This window comes from Maribacter sp. MS6 (assembly GCF_056839185.1).
Genome location: NZ_CM166389.1, coordinates 3,881,160 through 3,898,495, shown reverse-complemented (window position 1 = coordinate 3,898,495; position 17,336 = coordinate 3,881,160). Strand labels below are relative to the sequence as shown.

Sequence of the window (17,336 nt, the reverse complement as noted above, 5' to 3'; positions counted from 1 at the left end):
ACTAATAAGATTTAAGGTTAGTATTATTGAATATTTCCGAGAAATAGACATCCTCTAATTCGGCATTAATAAGCGAAAAGCCGTCTCCTGGATTCGTATCACTTACGATATGAATGGTTGGTTTTCCAAGAAATAATCGTTCACTGATGACCTGATAATTTTCTTTATATAGGTTCAATTCTGATTTTTCGATTGTTTTTTTATAGACTTTATCTTTTAGACCTTCTAGTATTTGCAACGGCTGCCCTTTTAAGCATACTTGTCCTTGATTAATAATGGCCATATTTGTGCAGAGTTCTTTGACATCGTCAACAATGTGTGTGGATAAAATAACCACGGTATGTTCTCCGAGCTCACTTAGAACGTTGTAAAATCGATTGCGTTCTACGGGATCCAATCCTGCTGTTGGTTCATCTACAATAAGTAACTTCGGATTGTTAAGTAAGGCTTGCGCAATACCAAAACGTTGCTTCATCCCACCAGAAAATCCTTTAAGGTTTTGTTGTCGTACGTCATATAAATTGGTTTTATACAAAAGCGCTTTCACTAATTCTTTGCGTTCGTTTTTATTAGTGATGCCTTTAAGCACTGCGAAATGATTAAGTAATACTTCGGCAGATATTTTTGGATACAAACCAAATTGTTGCGGCAAATAACCTAATACCTGTCGCAATTCATTTTTTTGTTTTAATACATCGATGTCTCCAAGAACAATAGAACCAGCATCGGCTTCTTGCAGTGTTGCAATAGTTCGCATTAACGTAGACTTGCCTGCACCATTTGGCCCTAATAGACCAAACATGCCTATTGGTATATCTAGTGAAATATTTTGTAAAGCTTTAATCCCGTTTGAATACGTTTTTGATAGATTGTCAATTCTAAGTTCCATACTGTTCGTTTTTGATTGATTGAGGCAAACTTATGGTGGGCCTTAATTGTAAAAAACAAAAAGTGACACATCTCATGTTAAGCGTGATACAAGACCTTAAGAAGGGTGCAAACGTACTTTATCCCTACTAAGCAGGTGTTTATCCCTCCTTATCTATTGTTTGTCAACTAATTTGTAGGAGGAATTTTATTTAATTAATCTTGACCTATGAAGTTGAAAATATCAGATAGAAATAAGAAAATTATAAACAGGGTTTATAAGATATCCCTTGTAATTATAGGTATAGTCATTGTAATCTTTAATGACACTTTTGGTAAATTAGAAGGGTTTGCTGAGTTTGTTGTATTGTACTTTATTCTCTTAATCATTACAATTGCCCACTGGGTTTTTAAACAGATCAAATCAATTATTCGATTAAAGAATGAAAAAGAAAAAACAGAATTACTGCATTTAAAAAGTCAGGTAAACCCACATTTCTTCTTCAATACACTCAACAATTTGTATGGATTAATGGAAAAAGATTCTAAGGAAAGGGAAATGGTACTTAAACTTTCTGATATGATGCGATATAGTATTTATGAGGGCCAAAAAGATTGGGTTACCCTTAAACAAGAATTAGATTACTTAAAAAACTATATTGAACTTCAAGGAATACGCTATCATAAAAAGTCTGATATTCAATTTAATTCTGAAATTGAGAATCCGCAAGCTAAAATTATGCCTTTACTATTTATTATTCTGGTAGAGAATGCTTTTAAGCATGGCTTGGAAAATTTAGAAAAAGACGCGTATATCCATATTAACTTCACCGAAAAGGATAATAACGTAAATTTCATAATTGAAAATAATTTTGAATTACAACAAACACCCAATACAGAAGGTATTGGTTTAAAAAACTTAAAGAGAAGATTAGAGCTAGTTTATCCAAATAAGCATGCTCTTTCTTTTGACGTAAACACCAATAGTTATAAAGTTAAACTATCTCTAAAATTAAAATAATGAGATATCTAATCATAGATGATGAACATATAGCCCACAAGATTATCATGGAATATTGTGAAATGCTTCCGCATATGAAGTTACAGAAAAACTGTTATAGCGCTTTGGAAGCGCTTGAGTATTTGAATACACATCAAGTTGACTTAATCTTTTTAGATATAAATATGCCCAAATTAAAAGGATTTGAATTTTTAAGAACCTTATCATCACCTCCTAAAGTTATTGTCACGACCGCCTATAGTGAATTCGCAATTGAAGGCTACGAATTAAACGTTGTAGATTACCTGTTAAAACCTTTTAGTTTAGAACGTTTTTTGAGTGCTATTAATAAAGTAACGTCTTCGACCATTAGTACAATAAGTATGGGAAGGGAGCAGAATATAAAGCCTGAAGGAAAGCATATTTTTTTAAAGCAAAATAATAGTCATGTTCAGGTAGCTATAGATTCCATACTATTTATTGAAGCTTCTGGCAACTATACCAAAGTTATTACTACTGATGGCATCATCAGCATCCGAGAAAAAATATCGGATACGATCCAATTATTTTCAGACAATGATTTTCTTCAAGTTCATAAGTCTTTTGCAGTTGCAAAAAAGCATATACGTAGTGTAGAAGGCAACAGAATTTACATTGGAGATCATATTGTGCCTATTGGTAAACTGTATAAAACAAATATCATTCAATTATTGAAATAAGCTATTGTTTGCTCTAATACATGCCAACGTTTTTGTTTATGGTTGGTTGCGAGAAAATTGGATGGGGTTTTCAAGGTAATAAATCAAGATAGTAAAATACGAGGCTTGCCTATCGTAAAATCAGAAACACTGAACTGTATACGGCTTACAATCTTCCTTTTCTACGACCATAATCTAAAAGGAATTACCCCCCAGTAAATTAAAATAACGGTCCACTGTAGGATAAATAAAGTTCCTAGTGCATCTATTGTCAATGTTTTGTTTCTCCATATTTTTATACTACCAAAAATCATTGCCAGAGGTAAAGCTCCTGTTGCAATAGCCAACAATATATTTGCAAATGTGAAATCTCCTAAGTTTAGAAAAGATTGATTTAGAAGAAAAGGAAAAGGAATCAAAAGCCCAACAATGGATAAAAATGGCAACCTTATTATCTGGTATTTTTTAAACAGTTTTTTCTGAAAGAGTAAATAGGATCCACGTAAGAAAATAACGATTATACCAATTAATCCCAGAATAAAACTTAGCCACATTAAAGCTAAATAAGTTGTATTAACTTTTTCGTAGGTTGCTAATCCATCGCTAATTATTGGTACACTTCCGTTTTTGTATAAAACGTGAGAAGAATTTACTCTATCTTCTTTTCTGAATAAATTACTTCCAACAGGTACAAGAGTGTAAGTTTCCATTTGAATAGATTTAACAAGAAGGCTATTGTTTTTCTTCTCCACTTTTATTGAATTGAAAAGTAAATCCAGATACGCAAAGAGTTTAAATCGAACAGGGTTCATTTTATAATACCCTTCAAATTTTTCAATATTCGATGGTAAGTTCTCTTTTGCATTCAGTTGGTCAGGCTTAATAATCTCAAGGTGATTTATAAAAATTCTATTAAATTTCTCATAATTAGCAGTTTCACTGTCCGTATTAAAACTTATAAAAAATGCTTTTTTTTGCTCAGGAAATAGATAGAATGTTGCTCTGTAACCAGTTGTATTTCCACGATGGAATTTACCTACAACCCCATATCTATCTCTGTAACTAAGTCCAAACTGATAGCCTGATTTTAATCCATTTTTATAAGATTCTGTTGATGTTGGATTCCCCATTAGATTTAAAAGTGCTTTATCTATAAACGACTTTCCATTAATAGTGCCATCACTCATTAAGAATTTGGCATATTGAGCCATATCTTTTGCTGTTGTGGTAAATTGACCTGCTGGACGTAAAAACATAGGTATGTTCTCTTGCGTTATCCCATTTTCAAAATGTCCCATAGCAAGGTGCCGGTCAATATTCTTTCCTTTTTGAGTTGTAAATTGAAAAGTGCTGTTCTTCATACCTAAAGGACCAAGAAGATTTTTATCCAAATAGTTTTCGTAAGGTTCCTGAGTGATTTTTTCAATAATTAAACCTAAAAAGGAATACCCCATATTTGAGTAAGAAAATCGAGTTCCAGGTATGGTTCTCACTTTCAATACAGTAGGGTTTTTAGTAAAAAGATATTCTAGTGGCGTAGTAGAAGTTGATTTAGTGCTGAAAACCTGCCAAAATCTGGAATCTTCAATTCCTGCCGTGTGATTTAATAAATCTCTAATTGTAACGGGATTATTTTCTCTCCAGGGGTTATCAAAAGTTATGTTGGATAAAATTTTGTAAACAGGGGAGTCAATGTCTAATTTTCCCTGGGTTGCTAAACAAAGAATACCTGTGGCAATCAGTGTTTTTGTCACTGAACCAATTAATACCCTATCATTAGTGTCTAAAATTTCATTTGTTTCCGCATTCTTTAAGCCTATTGCTCCAATTGTAACTATATCATCACTAACAGTTGACCATACAGCACCAGTCAAATTTTCGCTCGCAATAGCCTTTTTTAAATCTTCTTTTAAAGTGTTCTTCTCTTGCGCGACCGAGATATTAGAAAACAATACGGAAAGAAGTAAAATAATAGATTTAATCATTTAAAATAGTTTAACCCGGATTATGGTGCCTGATGCTATAATATCAAAATGGTCTCCAATGGCTTTTACACCTGTCATGATACCAAGCACCAGAAGCATTTCTATAATTAAATTTCCTTGCCTTTTGATTAATTTGATTTCATTTTTTTTGATAATTGATTGATTTTGTAATTGTTCGTTTTTGATGGTTTTGATTGATCATTTTTATTTAATTTTTTTTGTTCCTTAGTATTGCTATTCTGAAAACTATTTTTGCTTTTTAAGCATTTCAAGGAATTCTGTTTTCCCAACCTTTCCAACAGCGTAATCAATTACGTTTCCTTCAGGATCAATAAAAACTGTGGTTGGGGTAGCGCCAATGTTATAGTGCTTTACGAGTTCTTCAACATTAGGGTCATCAATATTAATCTCAACGGGTATTACTTTCGCATTAATGGCATTCATGGCTTCTTTGTCTCCAAAAATTTCACGCTTCATAATGCGACAAGGCGAACACCATTCCCCGGTAAAAAATAACATAATATTTTTGTCAGAACTGTCGGCAAGCTTTTGAGCAGATACCATGTCATCATTCCAAACCATATCATTTGAAGGTACGTAGAATGAATACCATGCATACCAAAGAGAAACAACAAGGAAAGTGAGCCAAAACCAGCGCCAAAAAGGATGAGATTTAGTTTTCATGCGCTTTGGGGTATTGTTTGATGCATTTGTTACTATAGTATCTGTTTTTTTCATTGCGTATATTACTTTTAAGGTATTGGTTACTTTCTCCTTTTCAGGATTTTTACAATTCTATTATTAATTTTTTCTGATACGTTCCAAGAGTATCCGCCACTAGTATTTACAAATTGAACAACCACAGCATCAATATCCTTGTGATACTTGGCAATACTGCTGTAACCTGGTAATAATCCTGTATGTTCATATACATAGATTGATGTATAAATAGCTTGTTCCTTATCATTGAGCAAGGAGCCGTCGTTCAACGCCCTCAAGAATATACCCACATCCTGTGCTGTAGCCACCATTGAGCCGGCAGGGCTTACAAAATCATTGGGCTTAAGGTCTGGCTCATAATCCACGGCATATCCGCTCATAACATCGTCTAAATTCACTTCACTTAGCAAGCTGTAGGTATGGTTGAGCCCAAGGGGTATTAAAATTTCTTTTTTGATAAATTGGTGATGACTATATCCCAATGTTTTATCCAAGATTTCGCCAATCAACAGATAATTGGTATTTGAGTACCTATATTTTTTATCCGGTTTAAAATCGGCAGGAGTATCGAGGACCAAATCGAGCGATTCTTTGGTGTTTTTCGAATAATCGTTTACCCAAAAACCCGGAAAGTCCGTATAGTTCGGAATACCAGACCGATGTTGCACCATCATTCTCAAGGTGATTTTATCCGCATTTTCAATTCGTCCCACCAGTCCCGGCATATAATCAGCGAGCGTTTTGTCTAAAGACAACTGATTGTCATTAACTAATTTTGCTACAGCAACAGCAACATACAACTTGCTAATGCTGGCAATCCGGAATAAAGCTTTTGGGTTGGCAGGAATCTTATTTTTTCGATCCTGCCAGCCAGCGGCATAAAACTCAGGTGGCTTTCCAGCTTGGTCTACATAAACAATCATGCCGTCCAAACCGTATCCAATGGCATCATTGACCTGTTCCTGAACCGTATCTGGTAATGGTGTTAACAGTAATCTTAGCAAAATCCATGGTACAAAGAATAGTGAGCTGATGCTTGCCATAATTAATATGATTTTGAGTATTCGTTTTGATTGTTTCTTTGCCATAATACGGTTGTTTGTTTTTTCATTTTATTGTCTTAAAACCTATAGATTCTCAATTTTCGCCTTTCGCCAAAAATAGATGGCAAATAGCGTCGTAATAATCGGTAGCATGAGTCCGTATTCATCTATCCAAAAAGTAGTGCGGTCATTTGTTATCGTCAACGGCGTGAAAATCTTCTGTATGAATATATTGTGTACAGAATGAAATAGGGCCGCAGGCCACAAGCTGTTGGATTTAAAAGTATAGTAGGCCAAAATGACCGAAATTGCCACTATCATTACGGTAAAAGCTGTAATGTGTAGCAACAGGTTTCCACTTCCCTTGTATATCAAAAAGATAATTGGCCAATGCCATATCGCCCAAATTAGGCCACTAATTATAGAAACAGTGCCAAAGGAAAATAGTTTCCGAAGTTCGTAGATGAAGAATCCCCGCCATCCAATTTCCTCGCCCAATGTCGAACCAATGTTCTTTACAACACCAACAATAGATAAGAGAACAATCATAGTCAATAGTATAATAGTACTATTGAAACCTTCCATGCCTAATTCTTGCGACCACTCGGTGATAGTTTCCTGATTGAGCACATTTCCAAAACCGAAAACCCAAATCAATACATAGGCAATCATAATATAGGCTACCGGAATCAAATAGGATAGGCGCAAATTTTTCAAACGTTTAAGACCCCATGGAAGACTTGAAATCGGTCTTTTCAGTAGCTTTAATGTAATAAAGGCGGATAATGCAGGGCTCATCATTAAAGCCCCGACATAGATGCTTGTAGGGTTCAGCTTGAGTATTGCGTAATAACAGATAGTACTTAGCAGGGTCAAAATACCCAAAAACAACAGTATCGTTTTCCGGACTTTTTTCTGATTTTTTGGTTCGTTACTCATAATAAGTTTATTAGGTGACTACACGTCTATTTACAGTGCTAATTTGATTGTCTTTACATCTTTGTTTTTCTTGCCAATGGTGCTAAATAGTTGTTCAATAGCTATCCTTTGCCCAATGAATTGGATATCATTCTTAACAGCCCATTCCATTAACTAGACCTGGTACTTTTACCTATTCTCAGAGTTCTAATTCCTAGTGCTACCAGCGATATTATTAAAATCACGAAATAGAGTGTCGTGATCGTACTCTTAAGAAGACTGAAACTACTCGTTATTGTTACAGTACTATGGTCTATTTCGGGATAGCTGTTGAGTATAGCAATGATTCCTATATTTTCAGCGTAATCCATCGCTCCGGCTAATAAAGGCAAAAGACAGAGATATGCCAACACCGTTTTTAGTTTGTCGAGTTTGTTAAGAAAATAGGCAAGTACTAAGCAATAACTTATTCCAAATAAAAGTGGATAAACCATATCCACAGGTATTTGATTGCTTAAATAAGTCTTACGTCCAATTTCTCCGAGTGTGTTGCATAGTTGGTCGACATAATTGAAGTCATATCCCATTGGTAGCATATCAAGCAATTTCATGCCATTTGAAAATTCCATTGTTTTGGGAATAGTAACAGTAAGCATGAATACATATACTACATTGGTAATTATGAAAAGTGATACTACTTTTTTACCAGCAATATTTTTCTGAAAGAATTTGGTTATTTGTTTTGGTTTTTTATTGGTCATTTTTTTAGTGCTAGTATTTAACAAATAGGCCTTGAAAATTTAATCATTGGTAATTGCATCTATTTCTTTGCTAACGCTTTGTCCAATAGCTCCTAGTTGATTATACTGATTGATCATTTCATCAAATTGAAAGGCCGCCAAACTAATAACATTTCGGTAAGGAGCGGACGCCGTATATTGCTTAAAGGCCTCATCGTACTCAGATTGGGGCGTTGCCCTCATGCTTAAGGCATCTTGTGTCATAACGGCCGACGCAAAAATTAACGATACATCGAACTGGGTAGAAAGATAGGCCTCTTGATTCACCATATAATCGTTATAACTTTTCTCGTTTTCGGCAATGACTTCTACTAAACTATGGTATTTGGTCAATAGCGAATCCAACGGGGTATTGTTGATCTTTCCAAAATATTCGGAATTTTTTAGGGCTTCATATCCGCCTGTATTCGGTTTAAAATAGAAATCCGCAAAGGCAAGACCACTGAACTTAAAGATATGGAGATTCTCATCTTCTGTCTTATCCAAGATACTTGTACGGGCCTTTTTGCATAAATCGGCTATTTGTGCCCTGCCCTGTGTTATCTCCTCTAGTTGCCGAAGATCTTCCAAAGTGTGGGACTTGATTTTTACTAAATATTCTTTTAGGGCATTGTCATCTTTTCTGGACTGGTTCCAATTGTCAATTTGTAAAGCAATTAATATTCCGATGACAACCAGCACAATTTCCCCTACAGCATACAGCAGATAATGTTTAGTCTTATTTTCACCCAATAGTTCAAACCGTATTTTTCTGAAGATTTTCATTGTGATTATTTTTTAATCGAATATTGAACGAAATACTCTTGTTATTGTATGATATCAATGACAACGTTCCCCCTTTTTCGTCCTGAATCAACATATTCATGTGCCTTTACAATGTCATTTAGCGCATAGGTTTTGTCAATAAATGGTTTTAACTTTCCCTTTTCTGCAAATTCCTTTATCTGTTCTATATGTTCACTTTTTTCTTTTGTCAACATTTTTACAGAAACCAAAGCGCCTTTGGCATGTAATCCTTTCTTTAACTTTGATTTTGTGGTCTTTCCTACAGCGTCAAAAACTATGTCGAATTTTTCTTCACGCCGTGAATAATCCTCTACTTTATAATCTATTACGTTTTTAGCGCCCAATGATTTTACCATTTCAAAATTAGAACCACTGCATACCCCAGTGACGGTTGCACCATACTGAGTTGCGATTTGAACGGCATAGCTTCCTACACTTCCAGATGCACCGTAAATCAATACCTTCCCTCCCGCTTTTATACCGAGACTTTGGTACGCTTTTTCAAGGAGGAACAGGGCAGTCATCGCACCCACAGGTAAGGCGGCAGCTTCCCTAAAACTCAAGTTTACCGGTTTCCTTTCGACAACCCCATGTTTCCATTCTTGTGGCAGGCAGATGTATTCAGCATAAGAACCTGTCTTCAGCATGGTGGTTGTTCCAAACACCTTATCGCCTATTCTGAACTTGGTTACATCCTTTCCAACTGCTTCGATACTTCCGGCCAATTCATGCCCGAGAATCTTCTTTTTTGGTTTGAACAGACCAAATAGCAGCCTTGCCGGGAGCCAGAACAATGGCGGAAAATCTGAACCACGCAAACGAACGTCTCCGGATGTCACGGTAGCTGCATGTATTTTGATAAGGATTTCATCATCCTTGGGCTGCGGCTTTTCTACCTCTGCCAAGCTGATAACATTGGGTGGGCCGTATGTATTATAAATGGCTGCTTTCATAACTTTAACAAGCATTTTTATTTCGTCTTGTACAACAAATTTGACTTTATTAACTATAGGGGGAACTGTCTAGTGTCAACTACGTGAAACTGCACAAACCGTCATGTTTTTGATTCGGATACGATTTTTGCAGCTAGGCGTTTAGATCTGTTAAATGTCCATTTCAATCCGAAAAAAGGCCTTAAAAAAACAACTCTCCGAAGAACAAACTCGTATAAAAGATAGCAAATAATACTCGTAAAGGCAGTAATAGCTATGAATTTTAGCACTGTGGGCATTTGCAAAGGTAATATGAGCATCGCCCCAAAATAAAGCACGAACATGTGAATGATGTACACGGGATATGCTGCCTGGCTTAGGTAACTTAGGATTTTACTTGGTCTGTTCAAGTACTTATAACCAAAACCGAATACTCCAAAAATCCAACAATTGGCCTCTATGGCCGTAAGATAACCGGGTGCCTCAGTTGCGTACTCAAAATATCTTATGCTATACAGAACGGCTGCTATAGCGAGGTAGAAATACCTCCATTTTAAAACGGTCTGCCAGAAGGTTTTACCGCTGTACACAAAGAGAAAACCAAAAAAGAAGGCGAGCAATCCAAGAAAAAAGCCATGCCAGGTCTCTGCATACAAAGCGAACAATGATGGTTTTACCAGCAAGGCCTCAACTACAAAGAATAAAGAAATTGACAAAGGCCCAACAGGATTGCCCATGAATTTGGACAAGCCGTTTTTAAATCTTCCATTCTCGTTCTTTTTCAGATAGAAAAATAAGGGCAGTAACAGTAGGACGTATGCAAAAATATTCCCTAGAAACCATAAATGCCCTACATGCGGATAATAGCCCAACGGCAAATCATAATACGTCTGAAAAATATACATATGTAAGGTGGTTATGGCTACAAAGCCAAAGACGAAGGGTAAAAGAATACGCTTTGTCCGTTCCAGAAGCAATTGCTTCCAGTTTCTCTTACGCATGGCAAAATAGAGCCCCATACCTGAGACATAGAACAAAAGCGGAATCCGCCAAACATTCAGCATGGTCATGGGTTTCCATAGACCTTCTAGAAACTCATCGCTCCTGATAAACCCTATGAACATGGCCCATGGTTGAAATATGATGGCAATATGATAGATGAGCAGCAGGCCAATTGCAATAACTCGTAACCAATCAATATCATATCTTCTTTCAGTTTTCATCGTGTTTAATTTTAAAATGGATTATTGCAACATCATTGCTATGACCGGACGGGTTTTTTCGATTTCCGTCAACTCAATTTGTAAACCTATCGGCCCTAATTGTTGCTGAAGCATTTCATAAATAGGTTTTATTTCTGCAAATGGCCCCATAACACTTTCCCTTGGTGTCATACCAAAGTTGTTTTTAGCGGACTTATCGGCTTTGGCATCAATAAGTGACTGTACGACTTCGACTCTACAAAAGAATGCGGCGGTATGCAAAGCTGTTGCACCATCGTTATTTTTAGCCGTTAAATCCGCACCGGCATCAATAAGGGCTTGCGCAATTTTATGCTTACCAAAGCTCGCTGCCGTGATTAGTGGTGTGGCCCCTGTCATTGGGTCTTTTTTGTTCAAATCTGTCCCTGCCGAAATATGCTGTTTAACGGCTTCAAGATTGTCCGATAGTATCGCTGCTTGTATATCCATTTCTGGTGCATCAACTACCGACTTGGTTTCGGTACTGGTGGTTACTTCGGTTTTTGATTTACTGCTGGTTTGACCACATGCGGTCGTAAGTAAAAGAAGGCCTAATGACATGTATCCCAAGGTTCTTAATGTGTTAATTCTAAATGGTTTATTCATGATTATGTTATTTAATTTTAATAGGTATTCTTGAATCTTTGATTTCATGATTATATTTTTTTTGATTATTGCTTTTATTTTTTCTTTAGTAAACGACCTCGGGGCAAGCCCGCAATGCATTCGTAGGAAATTGACTTTTAATTTCGAGGCAAGGCTTGGGGCATTATACCCTTTGGCGGTGCCAATGATTAAAACCAGCTAAAGCCAATTCCTAAACTAAATTGCACCACCTCTCTGTCATTATTATTATCTAGCTTTACACCACCCAGGAGTAATTTGGATTGGACGTTTAAGGCAAATTTGTTTTTTCTGTACACTTCGTAACCCGTGCTCGCCATAACAGCTAAACCTGTATTCCAATCGTCATTTATGTTATCTTCAATATCATATAAGGCAGGGCCATCTAAGGCCAAACCGGCACCACCATGTATCCACCACCGGTCTTTTACCCAGTACTGAACAGAAGGTATAATGCCTCCAAAGTGCCTGTCGTTATCATTAAGCGTGTAAATCATTCCAGGTGCAGAAACGGTAACGGCTAAACGGTTGTTTAGCATATAGCCAAACTTTAATTCAGGAAAAGTGCCGCCGCCTTGGGTATCATCAAAACTTTGAGTTCCAGCACTATCTTCTATACTGATTATACCACCACCTAGACCAAATTCGAACATAAAACCATCTCGGTTAAAGCTGTTTTGGGTGTTCGTATTGTTTTGTGCAAATGCCATTGCAGATACTAGAGTAAAGGCAATACATGCTATTTTTAACATAATTTGTTTTTTGATTGTTTTACTCATGCCTTTGTTATTTAATTTTAATAGGTATTCGTGAATCTTTGATTTCATAATTACATTTTTAATTATTGTTATAATTTTGTTGTGGTAAGGGATAGACTTTGATTAGGGCCTACCCCTTTTTCCAAACCAACAAACTAGGCTTCTAAATGAAGGTAAGGTCTGGAATGTGACCAACGGATTCTCTTGCTGTCCTTGAAGTGGGTAAGGAAAGTGAACCTTTTAGATTCCGTTGGCGATTGATAGATGTACGTTTTACTCATGGCTTTGTTATTTAATCTTTATAGGTATTCGTGAATCTTCGATTTCATGACTGTGATTTTATTTGATTACTATTTATTTCAAGCCGTGATTAGCGGTTAAAGTTTCTATACTGTGCCCATTGGCTTCTTTTGCTTCCGCTAAAGGATGAGAAATACCGTCCTGTTTTAGATTCCGTTGCTGTTCTGTTGACTGATGCTTTCATGCTGTTAAGTTTTAAATTGTTTATTATAATTATTGATGTTACAAAGGTGCTATAGAACTTGAAGCAACCCGTATGAGCTATGCGGAGAACTATGTAAAGTTTCAGGAGGCCATGAAAATTATGGCGCAGCGATGTAACTTATGATGCAAAAGATGCTTTTTCCACTAAATCGATGGCCGTTGGCGATAACGCATAATTCTCTAGATTTTCCCTAATTTAGAGCCAGCAAAAAAACAACATGTCAAATCCAGCGTCCAAAAAACCAACCTTTATCGAACAAGCGGAAGCCCTAATTCTAGAGAATTTGGCCAACGAACAATTTGGGGTGTCCGAACTTGCGGAAGCTACGAACATGAGCCGATCCAACCTGCTCCGCAAGATCAAGAAACAGACACAGCTTTCTGCAAGCCAGTTTATACGTCAAGTCCGTCTTAAAGAAGCAATGAATCTGTTAAAGGAAGATGCTTCAACGGTTTCCGAAATTTCATATCAAGTAGGTTTTGGAAGCACTTCCTATTTCATTAAATGCTTTCGGGAACAGTACGGATATTCCCCTGGCGAAGTTGGAAAAGGTACTGTGGTGATGGAAACAGAAAAGGTCCAAACCAACTTTTTGAAGCAATACCGTTGGCCGCTTATCGCTGCAACATCCTTAGCATTGATAGCTGTTGCCATAATGCTGTTCAATAAAAAGGATGCTATAAATGAACCAAAAATTGAAAAATCCATTGCAGTATTGCCCTTTAAAAACCAAAGTGCGGATTCCACCAACCTTTATTTCGTAAATGGACTTATGGAATCTGCGCTGAACAACCTTCAGAAAATTGAAGCCTTGCGGGTCATCAGTAGAACTTCCGTAGAGAAATACAGAAAAACAGACAAGGGTATTCCAGAAATAGCCGAAGAACTAAATGTCAACTATTTGGTAGAAGGGAGTGGTCAACGCGTCGGAGATCAGGTATTGCTCAATGTTCAATTGATCGAAGCTTCATCGGATACACCCATTTGGGTGGAACAGTACAATCAAGAAGTAGTAGACGTCTTTACTTTGCAAAATGATGTCGCGAAGAAAATTGCCGATGCAATTGAAGCAGTCGTGACACCGGCCGAATTGGAGCAAATTGAAAAAAGGCCTACTGAAAATCTGGTGGCGTATGATTACTACCTGCAAGCATTAGATCCCTATTATTCAAGGACCAATGAAGGCCTGGAAAAAGCCATTTCATTATTCGAAAAGGCCATAGCGCAAGATCCGGAGTTTGCCCTAGCTTATGCCAACATCGCTATTTCATACTATCTTCTCGAAATGTTTCAAATAGAGAAACAGTACACCGAAAAGATCAATAGCTATGCGGACAAGGCCTTACTTTATGATTCAAAATCCGCTGAAAGCTTGGTGGCCAAGGCCTTTTACTACATACAAACAAAGGAGTACAAATTGGCCTTGCCACATCTTGATAAGGCGCTGGAGTATAATCCTAATTCATCGCTGGCAGTACAAATGCTTGCGGAATTTTATTCTCATATGCTTCCCAATACCAATAAATACCTAGAGTACGCCTTGAAAGGGGTTCGGCTTACTGTTGCCAATGATTCCGTTACTCAGAGCCTTACCTATTTACAGCTTAGTAACGCCCTTGTGTCATCGGGATTTATAAATGAGGCCTTAACATACATCAATAAGTCGTTGGATTACCACCCTGAAAATTATTATGCGCCACTTTTGAAAGCATTTATACTGTTCGCCGGCGATGGTAACATTGGGCGGACCAGAAATTCGCTAATAAACGAATGGAAGAAGGATACCACTCGGCTTGATATTTTACAGAACATCGGGAAGTTGTATTATATCGAGGAAAATTATGACAGTGCCTATTCCCATTATAAAAAATTTGTCGAAGCCAGGGAAGCGAATGGACTGGATATTTATCTAGAGGAAAACGCCAAAATTGCACTGGTCTATAAAAAGATGGGCTTAGACACCCAAGCCGAGAAATTTTTTAACGATTTCTCTAAATACTGCGAAAGGGATCAATCGATTTATAGAAGTGTGAATCTGGTTTGGAAATACGCTTATGAAGGAAAAATCAATGAGGCTATCGAACAGCTTAGAATATTTTCCGAAACAGAGAATTATCTGTATTGGTTTTTATTAATTGAAGATGAACCACTAATTAAAGCGTTGAAAACTCATCCAGAGTTTGCCGGTATTATGCAAAAAATTAAGGATAGATTTTGGGAAAATCAGAAACAACTGAGAAAATCACTACTCGAAAAAAGATTAATAAACTAATCAACGCTTCCTCTCGTTGAACCTTTAGAAAAACCAATTGAGGAGCAGAATAGTATGCCTTACAACATGATTACCGATTACGTGCTGCCTGCTATAAATAAAGGTCAGCTTAAATTAGAAAATTAATAGCCAAGTAAAAAAGACGTTTTAAAGACGGTTTGCCCCAAGCGTAGAATCTTCTTTCGGGATGTCCTATTTAAGGTATAGTACGGTTGTTTCGTTCAATGTCCTGCTAAAAGTTCCGCCAACTTGATATGTATCCATTTAGCCAAAAGAAATAGCTTGATCCTGATATTTAAAAATCACTTTTAAGTTCGAATCGGAATTCCCCGATAACTCAAATGTTAAAACCCTTTATGCACAGAACTTAAATAGATCTTTGATGAAAATAGGACACGTTCGATATGAATTTTGTATTGTTTTGAACTGTTTTAGCGTAAGGTCTAAAAACAAAAAACCCTGTAAATTAAATATTTACAGGGTTTTAAAATGTATTAGTCGGGGTGGCAGAGTTAGAAACCCCTACCCTATTCCTTTCATAATCAACTTAGTACAATATTTTTTCTTAAATAGGACACGTCTAAGGACATGTCTCTCAGCGTTTTGACGCTTTCGTACCTTAAAGATATGAAAGGTATACCAAAACGATGTTAATCGATTCAAATTTAATTACTCTTACTTTTTGCTTTAAAACTTAACTTACCAGAGTTGGAATTAATTTTTTATAGCCTTATTCCATTTAGCCCTAATTGCCAGGGAAAGAGAAAGTCCCAACAATCGTTCCTTTGTTATGAATCTTGAAAATGTGTGCACATAATCCTTTTCATCATCAATGTTTGGTTATCGAGATTCACTCTAGGGTTAGACGATACCCAAGGCAGATGACAGTGCAGAGGCCAATCCCAGAAAACTCAGGAAACCACAAATATCGGTAACCGTTGTTAAAATAATAGAGGAGGATGTTGCCGGGTCTTGTCCAATTGCTTTTAAGCCTATTGGAATTATAGCACCAGCAAAACCTGCAATAAGCATCGATAATATCATCGAGATACCAATTACTATTGCAATGCCGACAGAGTCTGCCCAAAAGTAAACTATAGTGCCCGTGGTAATGGCGACCGCCACACCATTTATAAAACCTACCATGATTTCCTTTCTAGCCACTCTGAACCATTGTGAAATCCTAATTTCCTTTAATGCCAGACCTCTTATGGTAACCGCCAGTGCCTGAGAACCTGTATTACCAGATTGCCCTGCAACAACCGGTAGAAAAATAGCTAGTATGGTAATCTGTGCAATGGTATCTTCAAATAATCCAACGACAAAGGATGCCAAAAACGCGGTAGCTAGGTTCACTTGAAGCCACGGCAATCTTTTTTTGACCGCTAATGAGACTTTGGACAACGCGTGTTCCTCCCGACCTGCACCGAACATTGCCTGTAGATTTTCTGTTATTTCCTCCTTTGAGGCCGACATTAATGCATCGTTTCTGATAATACCCAGAAGATGGTCGTTGATATCCGTTACGGGTATCTGTAATAGGTCTGCTTTCTCGATGGCTTCCAATACTTCCTCCCTTGATGCGAGTGCAGGGATAGACGGTGCACTGTCCATAAGGTCTTTAAGCTTTTTATCGGGTCTTGATATCGCGATGTAATGCACTGGTACTTTTCCTATCAATTTACTCTCATTGTCAATAATATAAATGACCAGCAACCTACGATTTCCTGTTTTTCTGATTCTGGTTAACACATCTTCCACCGAATCGTCCATATAAAATGTGGTTACATCAGTTTCCATTAGATAACCTGCCGTACCTTCATTGTAATTCAAAAAATCCAGAATTTCCCTAGATACGATATCGGGAAGTAGTTGCAGTTTTTTATGAGTTAAATTTTTATCGAATCGTGAAAGTATACGAGCAGCCGAATGTGTATCCACCTTGGTGAAAAGCTCTTTGAAAAGCTCGTCGTCAAGCTGCAGAATCAATTCATCGATAGTTTCCATATTCAAATTGAAGAACAATGTTCTAGCGTTTTCAATAGGTAATGCCTTTATATATTCTAAAATTGAAACCGTTGAAAGTGAATCTAAGGTATGTGCTGCATCCTTTGGAAATTTTGTGAGGTACTCTTTTCTTAAAAGCTTTTCTAGGTTATCGGTGTTTGATTTCATTTCAGTTACATT

Annotated in this window: 16 protein-coding genes; 3 read left to right on the top strand and 13 right to left on the bottom strand. The window is 36.8% G+C overall.

Annotated elements, in window-relative coordinates; genetic code table 11:
- Nucleotide 1 precedes the first annotated feature (1 nt).
- Entirely contained in the window at nt 2-889 is an 888-nt protein-coding gene (locus tag MS6x_RS17030) for an ABC transporter ATP-binding protein (RefSeq protein WP_482603740.1), read from the bottom strand.
- Nucleotides 890-1,096: 207 nt separating this feature from the next.
- On the opposite strand from MS6x_RS17030, the gene MS6x_RS17025 reads away from it, so the two are divergent.
- Nucleotides 1,097-1,888 carry a sensor histidine kinase gene (locus MS6x_RS17025; RefSeq protein ID WP_071339928.1) on the top strand — a complete coding sequence of 264 codons (792 nt, stop codon included), beginning with the start codon at nt 1,097-1,099 and terminating at the stop codon, nt 1,886-1,888.
- Nucleotides 1,888-2,586 (top strand): LytR/AlgR family response regulator transcription factor, encoded by a 699-nt coding sequence (locus tag MS6x_RS17020; protein WP_482603738.1) that lies wholly within the window; start codon nt 1,888-1,890, stop codon nt 2,584-2,586. Before MS6x_RS17025 ends, MS6x_RS17020 begins: the two co-directional genes overlap by 1 nt.
- Nucleotides 2,587-2,747: 161 nt before the next feature.
- On the opposite strand, the gene MS6x_RS17015 is transcribed toward MS6x_RS17020, so the two are convergent.
- From MS6x_RS17015 to MS6x_RS16965, 11 genes are all read right to left on the bottom strand, one after another.
- The gene (locus MS6x_RS17015; RefSeq protein WP_482603736.1) at nt 2,748-4,550 is read right to left on the bottom strand and encodes a serine hydrolase domain-containing protein; all 1,803 of its coding nucleotides are present in this window, start codon (nt 4,548-4,550) and stop codon (nt 2,748-2,750) included.
- A 246-nt stretch (nt 4,551-4,796) separates the two neighbouring features.
- Complete coding sequence (locus MS6x_RS17010) at nt 4,797-5,288, bottom strand: thioredoxin family protein (RefSeq protein ID WP_482603734.1); 492 nt, start codon at nt 5,286-5,288, stop codon at nt 4,797-4,799.
- Between the two features lie 26 nt (nt 5,289-5,314).
- On the bottom strand, nt 5,315-6,358 hold the full coding sequence (locus MS6x_RS17005; protein ID WP_482603732.1) for a serine hydrolase domain-containing protein: 1,044 nt from the start codon (nt 6,356-6,358) through the stop codon (nt 5,315-5,317).
- A 39-nt stretch (nt 6,359-6,397) separates the two neighbouring features.
- Nucleotides 6,398-7,252, bottom strand: coding sequence for a CPBP family intramembrane glutamic endopeptidase (locus MS6x_RS17000; protein WP_482603730.1), 855 nt, complete (start codon nt 7,250-7,252; stop codon nt 6,398-6,400).
- A gap of 149 nt (nt 7,253-7,401) precedes the next feature.
- A complete protein-coding gene (locus MS6x_RS16995; protein ID WP_482603729.1) occupies nt 7,402-7,992 on the bottom strand; it encodes a hypothetical protein in 591 nt (196 codons plus the stop codon).
- Nucleotides 7,993-8,031: 39 nt separating this feature from the next.
- Entirely contained in the window at nt 8,032-8,796 is a 765-nt protein-coding gene (locus MS6x_RS16990) for a DUF6090 family protein (protein WP_482603728.1), read from the bottom strand.
- A gap of 41 nt (nt 8,797-8,837) precedes the next feature.
- Nucleotides 8,838-9,770, bottom strand: coding sequence for an NAD(P)-dependent alcohol dehydrogenase (locus MS6x_RS16985; protein ID WP_482603726.1), 933 nt, complete (start codon nt 9,768-9,770; stop codon nt 8,838-8,840).
- Nucleotides 9,771-9,871: 101 nt separating this feature from the next.
- Nucleotides 9,872-10,972 carry an acyltransferase family protein gene (locus MS6x_RS16980; protein ID WP_482603724.1) on the bottom strand — a complete coding sequence of 367 codons (1,101 nt, stop codon included), beginning with the start codon at nt 10,970-10,972 and terminating at the stop codon, nt 9,872-9,874.
- Nucleotides 10,973-10,993: 21 nt separating this feature from the next.
- Entirely contained in the window at nt 10,994-11,644 is a 651-nt protein-coding gene (locus MS6x_RS16975) for an ankyrin repeat domain-containing protein (protein ID WP_482603722.1), read from the bottom strand.
- A gap of 140 nt (nt 11,645-11,784) precedes the next feature.
- On the bottom strand, nt 11,785-12,441 hold the full coding sequence (locus MS6x_RS16970) for a hypothetical protein (RefSeq protein ID WP_482603721.1): 657 nt from the start codon (nt 12,439-12,441) through the stop codon (nt 11,785-11,787).
- Nucleotides 12,442-12,527: 86 nt separating this feature from the next.
- Nucleotides 12,528-12,653 carry a hypothetical protein gene (locus MS6x_RS16965; protein WP_482603719.1) on the bottom strand — a complete coding sequence of 42 codons (126 nt, stop codon included), beginning with the start codon at nt 12,651-12,653 and terminating at the stop codon, nt 12,528-12,530.
- Between the two features lie 441 nt (nt 12,654-13,094).
- Between MS6x_RS16965 and MS6x_RS16960 the strand changes: the two genes are divergently transcribed.
- Nucleotides 13,095-15,149 (top strand): helix-turn-helix domain-containing protein, encoded by a 2,055-nt coding sequence (locus MS6x_RS16960; protein ID WP_482603717.1) that lies wholly within the window; start codon nt 13,095-13,097, stop codon nt 15,147-15,149.
- Between the two features lie 861 nt (nt 15,150-16,010).
- Here MS6x_RS16960 and mgtE read toward each other — a convergent pair.
- Nucleotides 16,011-17,324: a magnesium transporter gene (mgtE, locus tag MS6x_RS16955; RefSeq protein WP_482603716.1), complete on the bottom strand. Its 1,314-nt coding sequence runs from the start codon at nt 17,322-17,324 to the stop codon at nt 16,011-16,013.
- Nucleotides 17,325-17,336: the final 12 nt, after the last annotated feature.